Here is a 15,749-nt window from a genome sequence, read left to right as displayed (position 1 = left end):
CGGTGATCGCCGAGAATGCGGATCCGCAAGAGCGCGAGCCGCTGAAGAATGCGGCGCTGGCCTCGTCCATGGCCGCCGCGTTACGTCACCGGGGCGTTACCGAACCGACCGCGAGCCTCACGGCCGAGGCGGGCTTCGCGGTGTTCAAGGTCGCCTTCACGCGCTGGGTCGCCGACGGGGCCGAGCCCGGGGGCCTCACAGCGCTCGTACAGGAATCGCTCGACCGGCTCAAGACGGCGGTCGCCGGAGGCTAGATGCGCCTCCGGTGTGCTCGTGAGTGGCGAGTATGGCCATCGCGACACTCGCCACTCACGACCCCGCTGCGCAGGTTATCTCTTATTTCTGAGCGTTGTGGTAGGCCTCCAGCACGTCGGCCGGAATGCGGCCGCGGTCGGAGACGTTCATGCCCTGCTTTCGCGCCCACTCGCGAATCGCCTGGCTCTGCTCGCGGTCTCCCGCGCCGCGGGAAGCGCCGCTCGCGGCCGCGCCGGACGCCCGACGGCCCCGGCGGCCGCTGCCGGCCCGGCGGGCGGCCGCGACGAACTCGTTCAGCGCGTCCCGCAGCTTGTTGGCATTCGCGCTGGACAGGTCGATCTCGTAGTTCTTGCCGTCCAAGCCGAACCCGACGGTCTCCTCGGCGGTACCCCCGTCGAGGTCGTCAACCAGCGAAACCGTGACCTTCTGCGCCATCGCGGCACACCTCCACCCATCCAGAGAGAATGAATCTCGAACCATCGCAGCGGGCGTGACCCGCCCGGCCTGGCCGGAATGCTAGACCGAATTCGCCCACCAAGTCCAACCAGCTCACCGTCGCGAGACTCAACTCACGGAATCTCCACCACTAGAGTCACCCTCAAGGCGGCCTGCCCCCCAAACAGGGGACACTCACACCAATAGTCCGCGCACAGAAACGGGCGTTCGGGTCCGGGCAATATCCTCGCGGAGCCGGCCGAAGCTCGAAGGGATCACCGATGCGTCGAACGCGCGGCGGGCTCCCCCGATCGGCCGCGCCCGACCGAAAACCAACTGGCACTCGGTTCGACCGCCCTCGGTGGTTTGACCTGCTTTTCTCCGGGAACCCGACGTCATGTTGCTACGTCGTATCGCACGGCCCTTGCTCGCCGGGATCTTCATCTACGGCGGAATCGGTGCGCTACGCGACCCGGAGGGCCACGAGAAGGCCGCCCGTCCGGTACTGGACCAGTTCACCAGGACCGTGCCCGTACCGGAGAACGTCTCCTACCAGACGCTGGTCAAACTGGACGCCGGCGTGAAGATCGGCGCGGGCTCGATGCTCGCGCTCGGCACTATGCCCAGGCTGGCCGCCGCCGCGCTGTCCGCCAGCCTGGTCCCGACCACCCTGGCCCAGCACCGGTTCTGGGAGCTGGACGACCCGGACCGGCGGGTGGCCGAACAAATCCACTTCCTCAAGAACATGGGCCTGCTCGGCGGCCTGATGCTGGCCGCGGCGGACACCGGCGGCAAGCCGTCGCTGTCCTGGCGGGCGCGGCGGGTCGACGGCCGGCGCTTGCTGCGGCCCCCTGCCGAGAGGGTCGAACGGCTCGCCGAGAAGGTCGGCCGGGCGGGCGAGCGCGCCGCCGGGGCGGCCAGCCACTCCGGCGAGCGGGCCTCGGACCTGGTGGAGCGGGCCAGCGAGCGGGTCACCGACCGGACCGCCCGGCTGCGCGCCGAGGCCGAGGGCATGACCCGCCGGGCCGCCAAGCGGACCCGCAAGACCGCGAAGCGAGCCCGCAAGCGGGCCCGAGCCCAGGCCGCCCAGGTGTCGAAGCGAGCGGACCGGCTCGCCGCCACCGTGCGGTCCACGGTCGGCTCCTGACCGAGCGACCTAGTGACCGAGTGACCGGGCCAGGCCTCAGGACGAGCGCGCGACCGGCTCGGAGCCGACCAGCGCCGACGCCGGGGCGGGCTCGGCGTACTCGTCGTCGGGGACGGCCGAGGGCGGTACCCCCAGCTCGGAGCCGGAGGCGAGCACGTCGTCGACGGTGATCTCGAGCAGCGACGGGTCCGGCTGGTCGGCGAGGAGGTCGCCGCGCGGGTGGGTGCCGCCCAGCGTGCGGTGCGGGCCGACCGGCGGCGGACCGGACAGCCACGGCTCGACCGGGCCGAACAGGGTGACGGTCGGCGTGCGGTAGGCGTAGGCCAGGTGCGCGATCCCGGTGTCGCCGCTGATCACCAGCCGCGACGCGAAGACCTGCGCGGCGAGGCGACGCAGGTCGGTCCGGCCGGCGAGCACCTCCGGCCCAGGTCCGGCCAGGTCTGCCACCCGGTCGGCCAGCTCGCGCTCGGCGGCGCTACCGGTGATCACGACCCGATGGCCGGCGGCGGAGTAGGCCGCCGCGACCTCGGCGAATCGGGACAGCGGCCACCGCTTGGCGGCGCGGGCCGAACCCGGGTGGACCAGGATCGCCCCCTCGGCGGCGGCCGGCCGACGCGGGTGGTGCAGCCGCAGGTCCAGCTCGTCGGCGACGATGCCGTGCGCGGTGAGCAACCGGCACCACCTGTGCCGTTCCGGGAGCTGTCGAATCCAGTCCGGCCCCGGCCAGCCAGGGCGGCGGTGCCCGATGCGGTGCCGAGGCAGCAGCGAGTCCAGCACGGACGCGCTGCGCGGCCCGTTGCCGTGCAGGTTCACCGCGACGTCCAGATGCCCGGCCAGCGGCGGCGGCTTGGCGGCCAGGTCCGGCATCGGCACGGGCTCCCAGCCGCCGATCAGCTCACACAGCGGATGCAGCCAGGACGGGGTGGCCAACAGCCTGCGGTGCTCGGGAAACGCCGAGCGGAGTCCTCGCAGCGCCGGCACCGCCGCGAGCAGGTCACCAAGGCCCAGCGCGCGCAGCGCGAGCAACACCGGTCTTGTCGTGATCACACTCGTAAGACCCGCCGTTGAGGGCACTCACCCATCCGCTGTCCTCCATCTCGTGCCGCCGCGTCAACACGCGTACCACCCAAGTACCCCGTTCCCGCGAATCAACACCTCGGATCTGCCCGCCATGCCGCGATCGTCCCCATGCAAGCGACCACCGGTAGGGCGAGAGATGCTGGAAACATGGCCGACATCGACAGCGTGCGGGTGTTCCGAGGAATCTATGGGGGCTTCGCGCTCGCCATGACCGAAGGGAACGATCGGGTCCACTTCGATCAGCTCCCGTCCTCCGACGACATGGCGCGCACGGCGTTCGACATCACCCGCCGGCTCATCACGAACGGCCCCCAGGACGGGTTGTCCGGGGCCCAGCAGGAGCTCACCTCGACGATCGTCGCCTTAGCCCTGGTCGAGCGGGGCGGAAAGACCAGCGAGCTGACCCCGGAGTCGATCACGGAGGCGCTCCCCGGGCTGTCCATCCTGGTTCGCGGCGGCGGCGCCACCGCCTGAGCGCGGCGCCGAGCGCCGCCGGGCCGGTGATGAGATCCTGCTCGCGGACGTCGAGCGGTCCCGCGCCCGGCGGGACTGAGGTGAACGAGATGAGTCACGACTACGACGTGCTGATCATCGGCTCCGGCTTCGGCGGGTCGGTGTCCGCGCTGCGCCTGACGGAGAAGGGCTACCGGGTCGGCGTGCTGGAGGCCGGGCGGCGCTTCGACGCCGACGGCTACCCGAAAACGTCGTGGGACGTGCGCCGGTTCCTGTGGGCGCCGAAGCTGGGCTGCTACGGCATCCAGCGCATCCACCTGCTCAAGGACGTGGTGATCCTGGCCGCGGCCGGGGTGGGCGGCGGCTCGCTGGTCTACGCCAACACCCTCTACGAGCCGCTGGCCCCGTTCTACGACGACCCGCAGTGGTCCCACATCACCGACTGGCGCGCCGAGCTGGCCCCGCACTACCACCGGGCCGAACACATGCTCGGGGTCGTCACGAACCCGCTGGTGACCGCCGCCGACCGGGTCGTCAAGGAGGTCGCCGAGGACATGGGCGCGGGCGACCGCGTCCACCCCACCCCGGTGGGGGTGTTCTTCGGCGAGCCGGGCACGCCGCCGGGCACCGAGGTGGACGACCCGTACTTCGGCGGCGCGGGCCCGCGGCGGCGGACCTGCCTGGGCTGCGGCGCGTGCATGACCGGCTGCCGCCACGGCGCGAAGAACACCCTGGACCGCAACTACCTGTACCTGGCCGAACAGGGCGGCGCGCGGGTGCACCCGCTCACCACGGTGACCGCCGTGCGCCCGCTGCCCGGCGGCGGGTACGCGGTGGACGCCGTGCGCACCGGCCGCTCGCCGAGGCGGCGCGCGAACCGGCGCACCCTCACCGCCGAACAGGTGATCTTCTCCGCCGGCACCTACAACACGCAGAAGCTGCTGCACCGGATGCGCGACACCGGCACGCTCCCCCACATCTCGGCCCGGCTGGGCAGCCTGACCAGGACCAACTCCGAGTCCATCCTGGGCGCCAAGGCCAAGGGCACCGACGTCGACTACAGCCGAGGGGTGGCGATCACCTCCTCGTTCCACCCCGACGAGCACACCCACATCGAGCCGGTCCGCTACGGCAAGGGCAGCAACGCCATGGGCCTGCTGCAGACGGTCCTCACCGACGGCGACCGCCCGCATCCGCGCTGGATGACCTGGCTGGCCGAGATGGCCAAGCACCCCCGCGTCCTGAGCTGGCTGTCCGTCCGGCGCTGGTCGGAGCGGACGATCATCCTGCTGGTGATGCAGACGCTGGACAACTCGATCACCGTGTCCGGGCGGAGGACCAGGCTCGGGGGTTACAAGCTCACCTCGACCCAGGGCCACGGCGCACCCAACCCGACCTGGATCCCGGCCGGCAACGAGGCCGCCCGCCGGGTCGCGGAGAAGATCGACGGCGTCGCGGGCGGGACCATCGGCGAGATCGCGAACATCCCGATGACCGCGCACTTCATCGGCGGCTGCGCCATCGGAGACTCGCCGGAGACCGGGGTCGTCGATCCCTATCACCGGCTCTACGGCCACCCCGGCCTGCACGTGGTCGACGGCTCGACGATCTCCGCCAACCTGGGCGTGAACCCGTCGCTGACCATCACCGCCCAGGCCGAGCGCGCCATGGCCCTCTGGCCCAACCGCGACCAGCCCGACCCGCGCCCGCCCCTCGGCGCCCCCTACCGCCGCGAAAGCCCGGTCGCGCCGAAACATCCGGCCGTCCCCGACCACGCCCCCGCCGCCCGCTGAACGCACTGTCCGAGAACCTCGATGGAACGGGTGCTCGGGGCGCAAGATCCGCGACGGATCCGCTGGGTACAACCCGACGAGCACGGGAATTAGAGAAATAGCACCAACCTGACGTACAGCAGATCAACATTCGCGTCATATCCGAGGCGAGTAGGCTCCTACACCCCGGAGACGAGGCCCCCGGCACGGCGTCAACAGCCCGAGAGACGGCCCGAGGAACGAGCTCGGAGATGACCGGTCCCACGAACGCCCCAGACACGCCGGAACCAAGCCGACCCACGTTGTTGAAGGCGCTCGTCCGGCAACGGCGCTGGCAGGCGTACCCGCGGTTTCGCCGGGAGTACGACCGGGTGGCGGCCGAGGTCGACCGCGAGTTGGTGGGGACGTACCCCAGTGAGGCCACCTACCGGCGCTGGCTCAGCGGCCGGATTGGTGGTATTCCGCGCTCGGAGCCCTGTGCTGTGCTGGAGGCGATGTTCCCCGGCTACACGGTCGAGCAGCTGTTCGAGCCGCGCAAAGCCGGCGCGGACGGGCCAGCGGGAGCGGCTTCTCGAACAACCACGTGCGGATCCTGGGCGGACATGAAACCGGCGTCTTACTTCACGTCGGCACTGCGCGCCCTGAACGACAATGACTACCTCTTCGGCCCCCTCGATGTGATGCCTCGGGCCGAACCGCTCATCGCCGAGATCGGTCATGCATGGGCCAATGCCAAGGGCCGGGACCGAGCGGAGCTCATCGGTCTACGCGCCCGGTTCGCCGAACTTCTCGCGTGGTTGCACCAAGACCTTGGCGACAATGCCGCCGCTCAGCACTGGGCCGACCGCGCGCTCGACTGGTCCTACATCAGCGGCGACCGGGAGATCACCGCGATCGTGCTGACACGCAAGACGCAGCTCGCCTGTGACATGCGCGATCCCGACACCGCGACCGGGCTCGGACAGGCCGCCGCCTCGGCCGCGCCACACGTCAAGTTCGCCGCCGCCGCGACCACCTACGCGGCCCACGGTCACGCCCTCGCGGGCGACCGCGCGGCCGCCGAGCGCGGTTACGACAACGCCCATGAACTCGCCGCACGATCGGATGGCGCGTGCGAGTGGGGCGACTGGCTCAACAACTCCTACATCGACGTTCACCGGGCGCAGAGCCTCAACGAACTCTGCGACCACCTCGGCGCCGCCGACACCGGCACCGTGCGCCAGTTCCGCGATCTCATCCGCACGGCCACAACCTGAGCCCCAGGAAGGAACGATCTTGAGCCGACCGTACGTGCTGCTCAAAGTGGCCACGAGCATCGACGGCTACATCGACGACACCAGCCCCAACCGGCTGTACCTGTCCAACGCCGCCGACTTCGACCGTGTCGACCAGGTGCGCGCCGAGTGCGACGCGATCCTCATCGGCGCGGGCACGCTACGCGCGGACAACCCCCGGCTCCTGATCAAGAGCGAAGCCCGCAGAGCCGCCCGCGCCGCGCGGGGCGAAACCGAGCACCTGCTCAAGGTCACGATCACCGGGAGTGGCAAGCTCGATCCCGACCTCAGGTTCTGGCACACCGGCGACAAGAAGCTCGTCTACACCACCGACGCCGGCGCGGCGCGGCTGAGGCAGCAACTCGGCGGACTCGCCGACATCGTCACGCTGGGCTCCAGCATCGACTTCGGCGCGCTGCTCGACGACCTCGGCGAGCACGGTGTCCGGAAACTGCTCGTGGAGGGCGGCACCGTCATCCACACGGCGTTTCTCTCCGCCGGACTCGCCGACGAGATTCAGATGGCGATCACGCCGCTCGTCATTGGGGACGCCGCCGCTCCCCGGTTCCTGAACCCCGCGAGCTATCCGGGCGCGCCGCATCGCCGCATGCGGCTGGTGGGGACGGAACAACTCGGTGACACCGTGCTCCTGCGCTATGCGCCGAAGGAGGAAAGCGACGAGCCACCCGGGCACGCATGGCGGCCATGACTCGACGCCGCCTCGGAACTGGCACAACGCCCCCGACACCGGTGTCGTGATCGCAAGCGACCGGGAATGACCGGCCCTGCGACCTACCGATGACACCCACCGCTGCGCGACGGTGAAACGCATGATCGACTACAGAAGCACCCTCGGGCTGCTGCCCGACCTCACCGACGGGCGCGTCCATGCCGTGTACGACCCCCTCTGAGCCCTATCCGACGGCGGTATGCGGCCTGGTCATCTGCCCCGACATCTACCTGGACCAGCCCAGCGGCGCCGTGCTTCACCGGAGCTGCCTGGCCGCCATCGCGGATGGCACCCGGCTCCGGCCTGCCGTCGGTGTGTGGCGCCTCGCCAACGAGTCAGACCGGCACAGCGGCGTGCTGGTGACGTTCTGGCGGCGGTGGCTGGCCTGGCGGTACGAACGGATCATCCAGCGCGCGCTCGCGGCGGAGCGGCGTCGTGGATGACCACCTTCGTCAGGGCGTGAGGCGGGTGCCTATCTCGCGGATTACGGAGGCGAGCAGGTCGATGTCGGTCTCGGTGGTGCGCCAGTTGACGATGGCGGGGCGCAGGGCGGTCATGCCTCGGTAGACGGTGGTGCCGGCGTACACCCGGCCGTCGCGGAGCAGCTCGCTGCCGAGGCGGGCGTTGAGGTCGTCGAGGTCGGGCTCGGCCACGCCCGACGGGCGGTAGCGGAAGCAGACCACGCACGTGTGCACGGGCGCGAGCAGCTCCAGGTCGGGGGCCTGTTCCACCAGGGTGCCCAGGCGGACGGCCAGGTCGAGGTGGCGTTCGACCATCGCTCGGTAGCCTTCGGCGCCGTAGGCGCGCAGCGTCGCCCAGATCGGGAAGGCGCGGGCGCGGCGGGACGACTCGGGGCCGAGGCGGTTGTAGTCGATCTCGGTCTCGGTGCCGGAGAGCAGGTAGGCCGCGCCCCAGGAGCCGAAGGCGCGGTCGAGCGCCCCGGGGTCGCGCACGAACGCGAAGCCGCTCTCGTAGGGCAGGTTGAGCCACTTGTGGCCGTCCGCGCCGATGGAGTCCGCCCGGTCGACGCCGCGCAACAACCCCGAGCTGCGGGGCGAGAGCGCCGCGCACAGGCCGAACGCGCCGTCCACGTGCAGCCACGCGCCGTAGCGTTCGGCGAGGTCGGCCAGCTTGTCGATCGGGTCGAAGTCGCCGGTGTTGACGTCGCCGGCGCACGCCACCAGTACGGCGGGCGAGCCCGATGACGCCAGGGCGGACTCGATGCCGGCCAGGTCGATCCGGCCGGTCGGGTCGGCGGCGTGCACTTGGACGGTGTCCCGGCCGCAGCCGAGGACCTGCAGGGCCTTGCGGACGCTGGGGTGCACGTAGCCGCCGGCGAGGACGGGCATGGTGGGCAGGCCGGCGAGGCCGTGCGCGGTCACGTCGACGCCGTGGCGCTCCGCCCACCACTGCCGCGCGCAGGCCAGGCCGGTCAGGTTGGCGAACGTGGCGCTCGGGGTGAGCACGCCGCCGTAGGCCGCCGGCAGCCCGAACAGCTCCTTGAGCCAGCGCAGCACGATGCCCTCCACCCGGCTGGCCAGCGGGGACGACGCCCACAGGCCGGCGCACTGGTCGAGCAGCGAGGTCGCCCAGTCGCCGGCCATCGCCGCCGGGGTCGACCCGCCGACCACGAAGTGGAAGAAGCGCGGGCCGGAGGAGTGCACGGCGGCCGCCTCGCCCACCTCGAGCAGCTCCTCGATGCCTCGGCGCGCGCCGACGCCGACGCGCGGCAACGGGCCGTCCAGCTTGTCGACGAGGGGTTCGGCGTCGATGTCGCGCACCGGGCGATCGTGCAGGGAGTCCAGGTACGGACCGGCCGCCTGGTGTACGAGCCCGAGGGCCTCGACCGACGGCTCATCCAGGATGTCGCTCACGATGTTCCCTTCATCAGGGCGTCGAGGTTGGGCCAGCCGAGGTCACGGCGGCCCGCTTCGACATCGTGAATGAGATCGACCAGCAGGTCGAGCGCGGGCGTCGGCACCGATCGGGACCGGCCGGCCTCGATGATCGGCGCCAGGATGTGGTCGACCTCGGTGGGGCGGCGGTGCACGGCGAGGTCGCGCCACACCCCGGTGCGCTGCTGGACGTGGCCGGCCCAGTAGTCGCGCTGCGCCCGCCAGGACGGCTCGGTGCGGTCGGGATGATCGGGCCGGTCGGCGAACACCGTCGGGTCGAACCCGTCGAGCGGCTCGCAGCGCACGCCGCACGCCCGCGCGACGGTCACCACCTCGGCGACCAGCCGGCCCAGCGCGGGGCGGTAGTCCTCCCGGCCGATGATCGTGACGACGTCCTCGCTGACCAGGGCGGTGGCGAAGTACAGCGCGCCGAGCGCCTCCTTGCCCCACAGCGAGCCGACGATGTTGTCGGTGATCTCGACGGGGTGGAACGCGCGCAACAACTCGGCCAGCGCGGCCAGCCGGGGCGTCGAGCGGCCGTCCAGCTCGCCGATGCGCAGCGAGCCCGGACCGGCGTAGACGATCTCCCCCGGGCGGGCGTAGTGGCCGCCGAAGGTCACCAGCGCGCCGACCGTCCGGTGCTCCCCGACCGCGCGGGCGATCTTGTACTCCTCCAGGCCGTTCTGCAGCGAGACCACATACCCGTCGGGCGCGAGCCGGGGCGCGATCGTCTCCAGCGCGTCCTCGGTGTGGCGGGACTTCACCGCGAGCAACACCGTGTCGAGATCGCCTACTTGAGACGGCAGCAGCGCGCGGGCGGTCACGGTGAGCGCGGCGGCGCCGGTGATCCGCAGGCCCGCGCGGTTGATCGCGGCGACGTGCTCGGCGTTGGCGTCGACGAACGTCACGTCATGTCCGGCCGCGGCCAAGTGCGCGCCGACCAGGCCGCCGATCGCGCCGGCGCCGACGACGGTGAGCCTCATTGCAGGTCTCCGGAGTACGGCACGTGGGTGCGTCCGCAGTGCGAGCCGCCGGTGACCTCCAGGATCGCGCCGGTGGTCCACGCCGAGCGGTCGGAGGCGAGGAACGCGACGGCCTGCGCCACGTCGTCGGCGTCGCCGGTGCGGCGCAGCGGGGTGGCGCGCAGCATGGCCTCGAAGTACGGCGGCTGGCCCTCGCCGGAGGTCAGCACCTCGTCCAGGACCAGGCCGGGGGCCACCGCGTTGACCCGGATGCCGTGCGGACCCAGCTCGATGGCCAGGGTGTGGACGAGCATGTTCACCGCCGCCTTGGAGCCGGCGTAGTGCGCCCCGCCGGCCCTGGCCGAGGTGGCCGCGCCGGAGCTGATCGTCACGATCGCGCCCCGGGTGCCGCGCTCGACCCAGCGCCGGGCGACGGCCTGGCAGGCCAGCATGGTGCCGCGCACGTTGACCGCGAACACCTCGTCCCACCGCGGCGCCGTGATGTCCAGGACGGGGCGGTTCGGGAAGATGCCGTGCGCGTTGACCAGCACGTCCAGCGGGCCGATCTCGTTCTCGGCGGCGGCCACCGCGTTCTCCACGGCGTCGGGGTCGCGGACGTCGGCCACCACGGCGCAGGAGCGGGCGGCCGGGGCTCGTTCGGCGGCCTCGCGGTCGAGGTCCAGCGCGGCCACCGAGGCGCCCTCGGCGGCCAGCCGGGCCACGATCCGCCGGCCCAGCCGCCCGCCCGCGCCGGTGACCAGCGCCGTCCTTCCTTCCAACAGCAGCATGGTCACCTCCTCAGGCGAGGACGTCGCACGCGGCGCGCAGCGCGAACGCCACCCGGTTGCGGGCGCGCACCAGCCGGGACTCCAGGAACAGGAACTCGTCGCTGCCCGGCTCCATCGCGGCCAGCGCCGTCACATCGGCCAGCGGGTGCAGCGGGCTCAGGAACAGCGCCGGATCGTGGTCGAATCTGTCACAGGCGGTGTAGTCCAGCGGTACGAGCACCCGGCTCAACGCCACCAGCGTGGCGTTCGCGCGCGCGATGTCGTCCTCGTTCTCGTTGGGGACCCGAGCGGACGCGAACGCCTCGGCCCGCTCCAGCAGCTCCTCGGCCCGGCGCAGCGGCAGCGACAGGTCGAACCGGCCCTGGGCGCAGCCGGCCAGTTCGAGCAGGGTGTCGCGCAGCGCCCGCGCCGAGGCCGCGTAGTCCAGCGGCAGCACCGGGTCGGTGAGCAGCCGCCAGACCGCGTGCAGGTAGATGCGGGTGTCCCGGGCCAGCAGCTCGGGGTCGATCTTGTCGGCGGTGTCGTACGGGGTGTGCCACCACCAGCCGGTGCCCGCGCCCGCCCTGGCCGGGCCGCCCGAGCCGAGCACCATGGACCATGCGCTGGGCTCCTCGGACGCGGGCTGCTCGCTCATGTTGGCGAACAGCGCGGGCACGCCGATGCCCCAGAACGACTGGTCGCCGGCGCGGTGCATCCGCCGCCCGGAGTAGTGCTGGCCCGACTCGGCGTAGAGGGCCTCCTCCGCGAGGTGCGCCAGCTCCGCCGAGGAGGTGGCGTCGCACACCACGGTGTTGCCCATGCCGCCGGTGGAGTCCACGTTGACGTGCACGAGCGCGCGCCGCTCCAGCTCCTCCCAGTGGTGGTCGGCGTACCAGGCCGAGCTGGAGTAGCGGCCCTGGGAGTGCCCGGACCAGAACGCCAGGCGCAGCCCCCGGCGCCATTCGCCGCGGCGTTCCGCGCACGCCCGCGCCACCTCCAGCATGGTGGCGTTGCCGGTGCCGTTGTCCATCACGCCGTGGTGCCAGGTGTCGTGGTGGCCGCTGAACAGCACGAACGGCTCGTCGTCGGCCCGGACGAGGTCCGCGATGAGGATCGGCGTCGACCGCCAGCCGGTCTGGACCTCCGCGTCGACGGTGACCACGAACGGCTCGTCGCCCGCCGCCGCCAGCGCGTCGCGCAGCCGCTGCCCGTCCGGCGCCCCGACGGAGACCACCACCGTGTCCGGCAGCTCGCGCAGCCGCTGGTCGTCCGGGCTGCCCCAGACCGGCGACAAGCACATCTCGTGGTGGTGCTCGTGCGGGCAGACGTGCACCTGGGCCAACGCGCCCCGCCGGCCGGCCTCCAGCGTGGTGGCCGGCCCGGGCACGCCGTCGACCAGCACGACCTTGCCGCGCACGTCCAGTCCCGCGTAGTCGTCGGCCCGCCCCGCCCCGACCGCCACCAGCGGCGCGCTCACCCCGTCCGGCCCGCTGGAGCGCGAGAACGAGTGGGTGCCGCCGTCCACCGAGCCGCCGTCCCACCGCACGCCGCCCCGGACCGGGAGGCTGATGTACGCGGGATGCTCGATCAACTGGGTGGCGAACCCGTACGACCTCAGCTCGCGCTCGATGTAGCCGAGGCTGGCGCGCTCCCCCTCGGTCCCGGCGTGCTTGGTCCAGCGCGCGAACTCCTCGACGTGCGCCATCATCCGCGCCTCGTCGAGCGCCGCCACGGCGACTGTCATTTCATGACCCCTCTCTGCGCCTCCTTCAAGAGAGGCCTATTCACAACTGCTGTACGGTCCCGACCCCGCTCGTCTCGCCTGTCCGGACCTTCGGACGGACCTCCGGCCCGCCCTCAGCTCCGGATGTGACTAGGCTTCTCTGGACGCGCCGCAGCGCGCCGATCGCCTCACCCCGCCGCAGCAGCAGGCCGACCACCGCGACGATCACCACGCCGAGCGCGATGACCAGCGTGGACAGCGCCGCGACCGTCGGGTCCTGGTACTTGAGCGTGTAGTCGTACATCTCGATCGGCAGCGTGGTGCTGCCCGGCCGGGTCAGGAAGATCGTCGACTCCAGCTGGTCGAACGAGGTGATGAACGCGAACAGCCCGGCGACCACCATCGGCACCCACACCCGGGGCAGCACCACCCGCGCGAACGCGCCCACCGCGCTCGCCCCGAGGTCGCGCGCGGCCTCCTCCAGGCTCGGGTCGGTGCCCAGCAGCGCGGCGGTGAGCAGCGCGACCACGAACGGCAGCGAGATCAGCGCGTGCGCCAGGGCGAGCGCGGCGAAGCTGCCGTAGGCCCCGATGCGCGCGAAGAAGATGAACAGCCCGACCCCGAGCACGATCTTGGGCACCACGATCGGCGACAGCAGCGCGGCCTGCCACAGCGCGCGGCCGGCCACCCGCCGCCGGGTCAGCGCGTAGGCCGCCATGGTGCCGACCAGCAGCGCGACCGCCGAGGAGACCACGCCGAGCAGCAGGCTGTACGCGGCGGCGGAGCGGAACGAGTCCTGCTCGGCCAGGTTCTCGTACCACCTTCCCGACCAGCCCGGCGGCGGGAACTGCTGGTAGGCGACCGAGTTGAACGAGTTCACCACCACGATGGCCATCGGCGCGACGATGTAGACGACCACGCCGAGGACGAACACGCCGAGCAGCACGTGCCTCGCCGCCGGCCGTGAGCCGCTGACGCCGCTCATGCCGCACCCACCGCGCGCGCCCGCAACACCCGCTGTTGGAGACCACCACGCTCCCGGTCGCCCGCATCGCCGAGAACTGCGGGCTGGGCAGCCCGGCCAACCTCCGGCACCACTTCACCCGGACGGTGGGCACCTCCCCCAGCGCCTACCGTCGGACCTTCACTACGGACGTCCGACAATCACTGTAACCGTGTTATAGAATGAGCACGACGAACCGTTCCGAGGAGTGACGATCGTGCCTACCCCCGCGGGCGCCTCAGCCGGCGTTCCCGCCCAACTGGTGAACGCCACCGTGCGCCTGCTCGCCGAGGAGGGCCCGGCCGCGGTGCAGGCCCGCCGGGTGGCCGCCGAGATCGGCACCTCCACCACCGCCGTCTACCACTACTTCGGCGGGATGCCGGAGCTGCTGCGCGCGGTGCTGACCGAGGGGTTCCTCCAGCTCGAGGCCGAGCTGGCGACGGTGGAGCTGTCCGACGACCCGATCGCGGACATCTGCCGGCTGGCCCTCGCCTACCGCGCCGCCGCGCACCGCAACCCGCACCTCTACGACCTGATGTTCGGGCTGTCCGCGCCCGGCGGCTACCGGCCGGCCGAGTCCGCCACCGAGGCCGTCCCCGGGCTCGGCGACGCGGAGGACGCCAAGGGCGCCTACAACCACCTGGTGAACGCGGCGGACCGGGCCATCCGCGCCGGGCGGCTGCGGGCCGGCGACCCGGTGCACACGGCCGGGCAGCTGTGGAGCGTCCTGCACGGCTTCGTCACGCTGGAGCTGTCCGGGCGCCTGGCCCACCTCGACGAGGGCCTCGCGCACATCCTGCTGCCGCTGGGCACCAACCTGCTGGTCGGCCTCGGGGACGACAGGGATGCCGCCGAGCGGTCGGTGGCTCGCGCTGTCAGTGATTCACAGTCAGAGGGTTATTCACGAATCGCCTCCGGCGATCAAACCGCCTGATCCAGCCACTCGGACGAGCTGTGTTCATCCGCCGCCTCCCCGCCACCTCTGGCCCGCCCTCACGCCAGGAGCGTGAATAACCCTCAGTGAGACCAGTCCGGATGCCATCGCGCCATCACTTCCTGGGTCTGCGCGAGCAACGGGGTGAGCGGGAGCTGGGCGAGCCGGGCCGCGTTGGTGGCGGTGCGCGAGGCGGGTTCGAGCTGAGCCCTGGCCCAGGTCAGGGCGGCCGGGAGCACGCGCGGCAGGTGCTCCGCGGCGCAGTGGGTGGCGCCCCGCACGAGCCAGACGGTGGCGTTGCGCCAGGTGGTGAACACGGTGGCGTCCTCGGCCGGGATGTACTGGTCGGCGGTGCCGTTGACGACCAGCAGCGGCACCGACGTCGAGGTGTCGAGCAGGCCCTGGCGGCGCAGCGAGAACTCGTCGGCGAACCGGGCCCGCTCGGCGCGGTTCGGCGGCCCGGTCAGCCACAGCGCGTTGCCCACGACACCTGCCATCCCGTTCGGCAGCGCGTCCAGGTCGACGCCGCCGACCCCGGCACCGACCGGACCGCCCAGGTCCACCGCGGCGTCCACCCGGCCGGTGAGGGCGAGCTTGGCGGCCCAGTGACCGCCGAAGCTGATCCCGAAGAACGCCGTGCGCCGGGCTCCGAGCCGGTCCGCGAGCTGCTCCACCGCGCCGGCCAGGATCTCGTCGGCGTCGGCGGCCAGCGGCACGGCAGACTCACCGGTGCCGGGCATGTCCAGCACCGCGACGGTCATCCCGGTGAGCAGGGCGCCGGCCAGCGCGGCCCGGTGCAGCTCCACCTTCCAGGTGTCCACTCCTCCGCACATCACCAGCAGCGACCGCCCGAACACGCCCGGCCGTCGCCAGACGTGCACGGCCACCGGGGTGGTCTCGCCCCGGTACGGCACGTCCAGCACCCAGCGCAGGAAGGTCGCCGGCACCTTGCGGCTGGCACGCTGGTAGCAGTCGAGCTGGTTCTGGTACGCGTCCCGCTGGCGCGGCGCGGCCATGCAGGGGAACCGGGCGGCGCCCCAGCACAGCGCCGCGGTCAGCCAGGCGCGCCGGACCTGTGCCGCCCGGGCCTGCTCGGACCACGCCGGCACCCACGCCGACGGCTCGTCGCCCCACATGTGGTCGACGTTCGCCCGCACCCGGTCGACTATCTGCTCCGGGATGCCCCAGCCGACGAACTGGCGAGAACGCTCGGCGAAAAGATCCGCCGGTTCGACAGCGAACTGGAACATGGGGGCGATCTTTCCGGAAACGGCCCCACATGAGAAGGGGATACTTTTCCGACGGCGGCCGGAACCGGT

General features: G+C 72.1%; 17 protein-coding genes. 9 read left to right on the top strand and 8 right to left on the bottom strand.

Annotated elements, in window-relative coordinates; translation table 11 throughout:
- Positions 1-2 precede the first annotated feature (2 nt).
- Positions 3-254, top strand: coding sequence for a hypothetical protein (locus N912_RS60360; protein WP_156993599.1), 252 nt, complete (start codon positions 3-5; stop codon positions 252-254).
- Between the two features lie 82 nt (positions 255-336).
- Here the strand turns inward: N912_RS60360 and N912_RS0115675 are convergent, their stop codons facing one another.
- Positions 337-690, bottom strand: coding sequence for a histone-like nucleoid-structuring protein Lsr2 (locus N912_RS0115675; protein WP_028923175.1), 354 nt, complete (start codon positions 688-690; stop codon positions 337-339).
- A gap of 424 nt (positions 691-1,114) precedes the next feature.
- Between N912_RS0115675 and N912_RS52165 the strand changes: the two genes are divergently transcribed.
- On the top strand, positions 1,115-1,837 hold the full coding sequence (locus N912_RS52165; protein WP_064745257.1) for a DoxX family membrane protein: 723 nt from the start codon (positions 1,115-1,117) through the stop codon (positions 1,835-1,837).
- 36 nt (positions 1,838-1,873) lie between these two features.
- On the opposite strand, the gene N912_RS52160 is transcribed toward N912_RS52165, so the two are convergent.
- A complete protein-coding gene (locus N912_RS52160) occupies positions 1,874-2,884 on the bottom strand; it encodes a glycosyltransferase family 9 protein (protein WP_245645287.1) in 1,011 nt (336 codons plus the stop codon).
- Between the two features lie 180 nt (positions 2,885-3,064).
- On the opposite strand from N912_RS52160, the gene N912_RS0115660 reads away from it, so the two are divergent.
- The 5 genes from N912_RS0115660 (at position 3,065) to N912_RS52150 (ending at position 7,589) form a co-directional block, all read left to right on the top strand.
- Positions 3,065-3,391 (top strand): hypothetical protein, encoded by a 327-nt coding sequence (locus tag N912_RS0115660; protein ID WP_028923174.1) that lies wholly within the window; start codon positions 3,065-3,067, stop codon positions 3,389-3,391.
- 89 nt (positions 3,392-3,480) lie between these two features.
- Positions 3,481-5,163: a GMC oxidoreductase gene (locus N912_RS0115655; RefSeq protein ID WP_028923173.1), complete on the top strand. Its 1,683-nt coding sequence runs from the start codon at positions 3,481-3,483 to the stop codon at positions 5,161-5,163.
- 230 nt (positions 5,164-5,393) lie between these two features.
- Entirely contained in the window at positions 5,394-6,398 is a 1,005-nt protein-coding gene (locus N912_RS60355) for an NsdA family TPR-like regulatory protein (RefSeq protein WP_156993597.1), read from the top strand.
- 19 nt (positions 6,399-6,417) lie between these two features.
- Positions 6,418-7,125, top strand: coding sequence for a RibD family protein (locus N912_RS0115645; protein ID WP_028923172.1), 708 nt, complete (start codon positions 6,418-6,420; stop codon positions 7,123-7,125).
- A 179-nt stretch (positions 7,126-7,304) separates the two neighbouring features.
- Positions 7,305-7,589, top strand: coding sequence for a hypothetical protein (locus tag N912_RS52150; protein ID WP_156993595.1), 285 nt, complete (start codon positions 7,305-7,307; stop codon positions 7,587-7,589).
- Between the two features lie 9 nt (positions 7,590-7,598).
- On the opposite strand, the gene N912_RS0115630 is transcribed toward N912_RS52150, so the two are convergent.
- Genes N912_RS0115630 through N912_RS52140 form a run of 5 tightly spaced genes read right to left on the bottom strand, consistent with a single transcriptional unit; the run spans position 7,599 to position 13,478 of the window.
- Positions 7,599-9,020, bottom strand: a complete 1,422-nt coding sequence (locus tag N912_RS0115630) for a pyridoxal phosphate-dependent decarboxylase family protein (protein WP_028923171.1) — start codon at positions 9,018-9,020, stop codon at positions 7,599-7,601.
- Complete coding sequence (locus tag N912_RS0115625; protein ID WP_037064452.1) at positions 9,017-10,024, bottom strand: ketopantoate reductase family protein; 1,008 nt, start codon at positions 10,022-10,024, stop codon at positions 9,017-9,019. The genes N912_RS0115630 and N912_RS0115625 overlap by 4 nt, the downstream gene beginning before the upstream one ends.
- Positions 10,021-10,791 (bottom strand): SDR family NAD(P)-dependent oxidoreductase, encoded by a 771-nt coding sequence (locus N912_RS52145; protein WP_064745297.1) that lies wholly within the window; start codon positions 10,789-10,791, stop codon positions 10,021-10,023. The genes N912_RS0115625 and N912_RS52145 overlap by 4 nt, the downstream gene beginning before the upstream one ends.
- 10 nt (positions 10,792-10,801) lie before the next feature.
- Complete coding sequence (locus N912_RS0115615) at positions 10,802-12,514, bottom strand: M28 family peptidase (protein ID WP_037064449.1); 1,713 nt, start codon at positions 12,512-12,514, stop codon at positions 10,802-10,804.
- A gap of 40 nt (positions 12,515-12,554) precedes the next feature.
- Positions 12,555-13,478: an ABC transporter permease gene (locus N912_RS52140; protein ID WP_051580213.1), complete on the bottom strand. Its 924-nt coding sequence runs from the start codon at positions 13,476-13,478 to the stop codon at positions 12,555-12,557.
- 35 nt (positions 13,479-13,513) lie between these two features.
- On the opposite strand from N912_RS52140, the gene N912_RS62060 reads away from it, so the two are divergent.
- Both N912_RS62060 and N912_RS0115605 read left to right on the top strand, forming a co-directional pair.
- Positions 13,514-13,666, top strand: a complete 153-nt coding sequence (locus N912_RS62060) for an AraC family transcriptional regulator (protein WP_425415292.1) — start codon at positions 13,514-13,516, stop codon at positions 13,664-13,666.
- A 47-nt stretch (positions 13,667-13,713) separates the two neighbouring features.
- Positions 13,714-14,430: a TetR/AcrR family transcriptional regulator gene (locus tag N912_RS0115605; protein WP_028923168.1), complete on the top strand. Its 717-nt coding sequence runs from the start codon at positions 13,714-13,716 to the stop codon at positions 14,428-14,430.
- A gap of 83 nt (positions 14,431-14,513) precedes the next feature.
- Here the strand turns inward: N912_RS0115605 and N912_RS52135 are convergent, their stop codons facing one another.
- Positions 14,514-15,680 (bottom strand): alpha/beta fold hydrolase, encoded by a 1,167-nt coding sequence (locus tag N912_RS52135; protein ID WP_051580211.1) that lies wholly within the window; start codon positions 15,678-15,680, stop codon positions 14,514-14,516.
- Positions 15,681-15,749: the final 69 nt, after the last annotated feature.

Source organism: Actinospineispora acaciae DSM 45401 (genome assembly GCF_000620785.1).
Classification (GTDB): Bacteria; Actinomycetota; Actinomycetes; order Mycobacteriales; family Pseudonocardiaceae; genus Pseudonocardia; species Pseudonocardia acaciae.
Note: the sequence above shows the minus strand (reverse complement) of the source record. Positions and strands in the feature narration are given on the sequence as shown.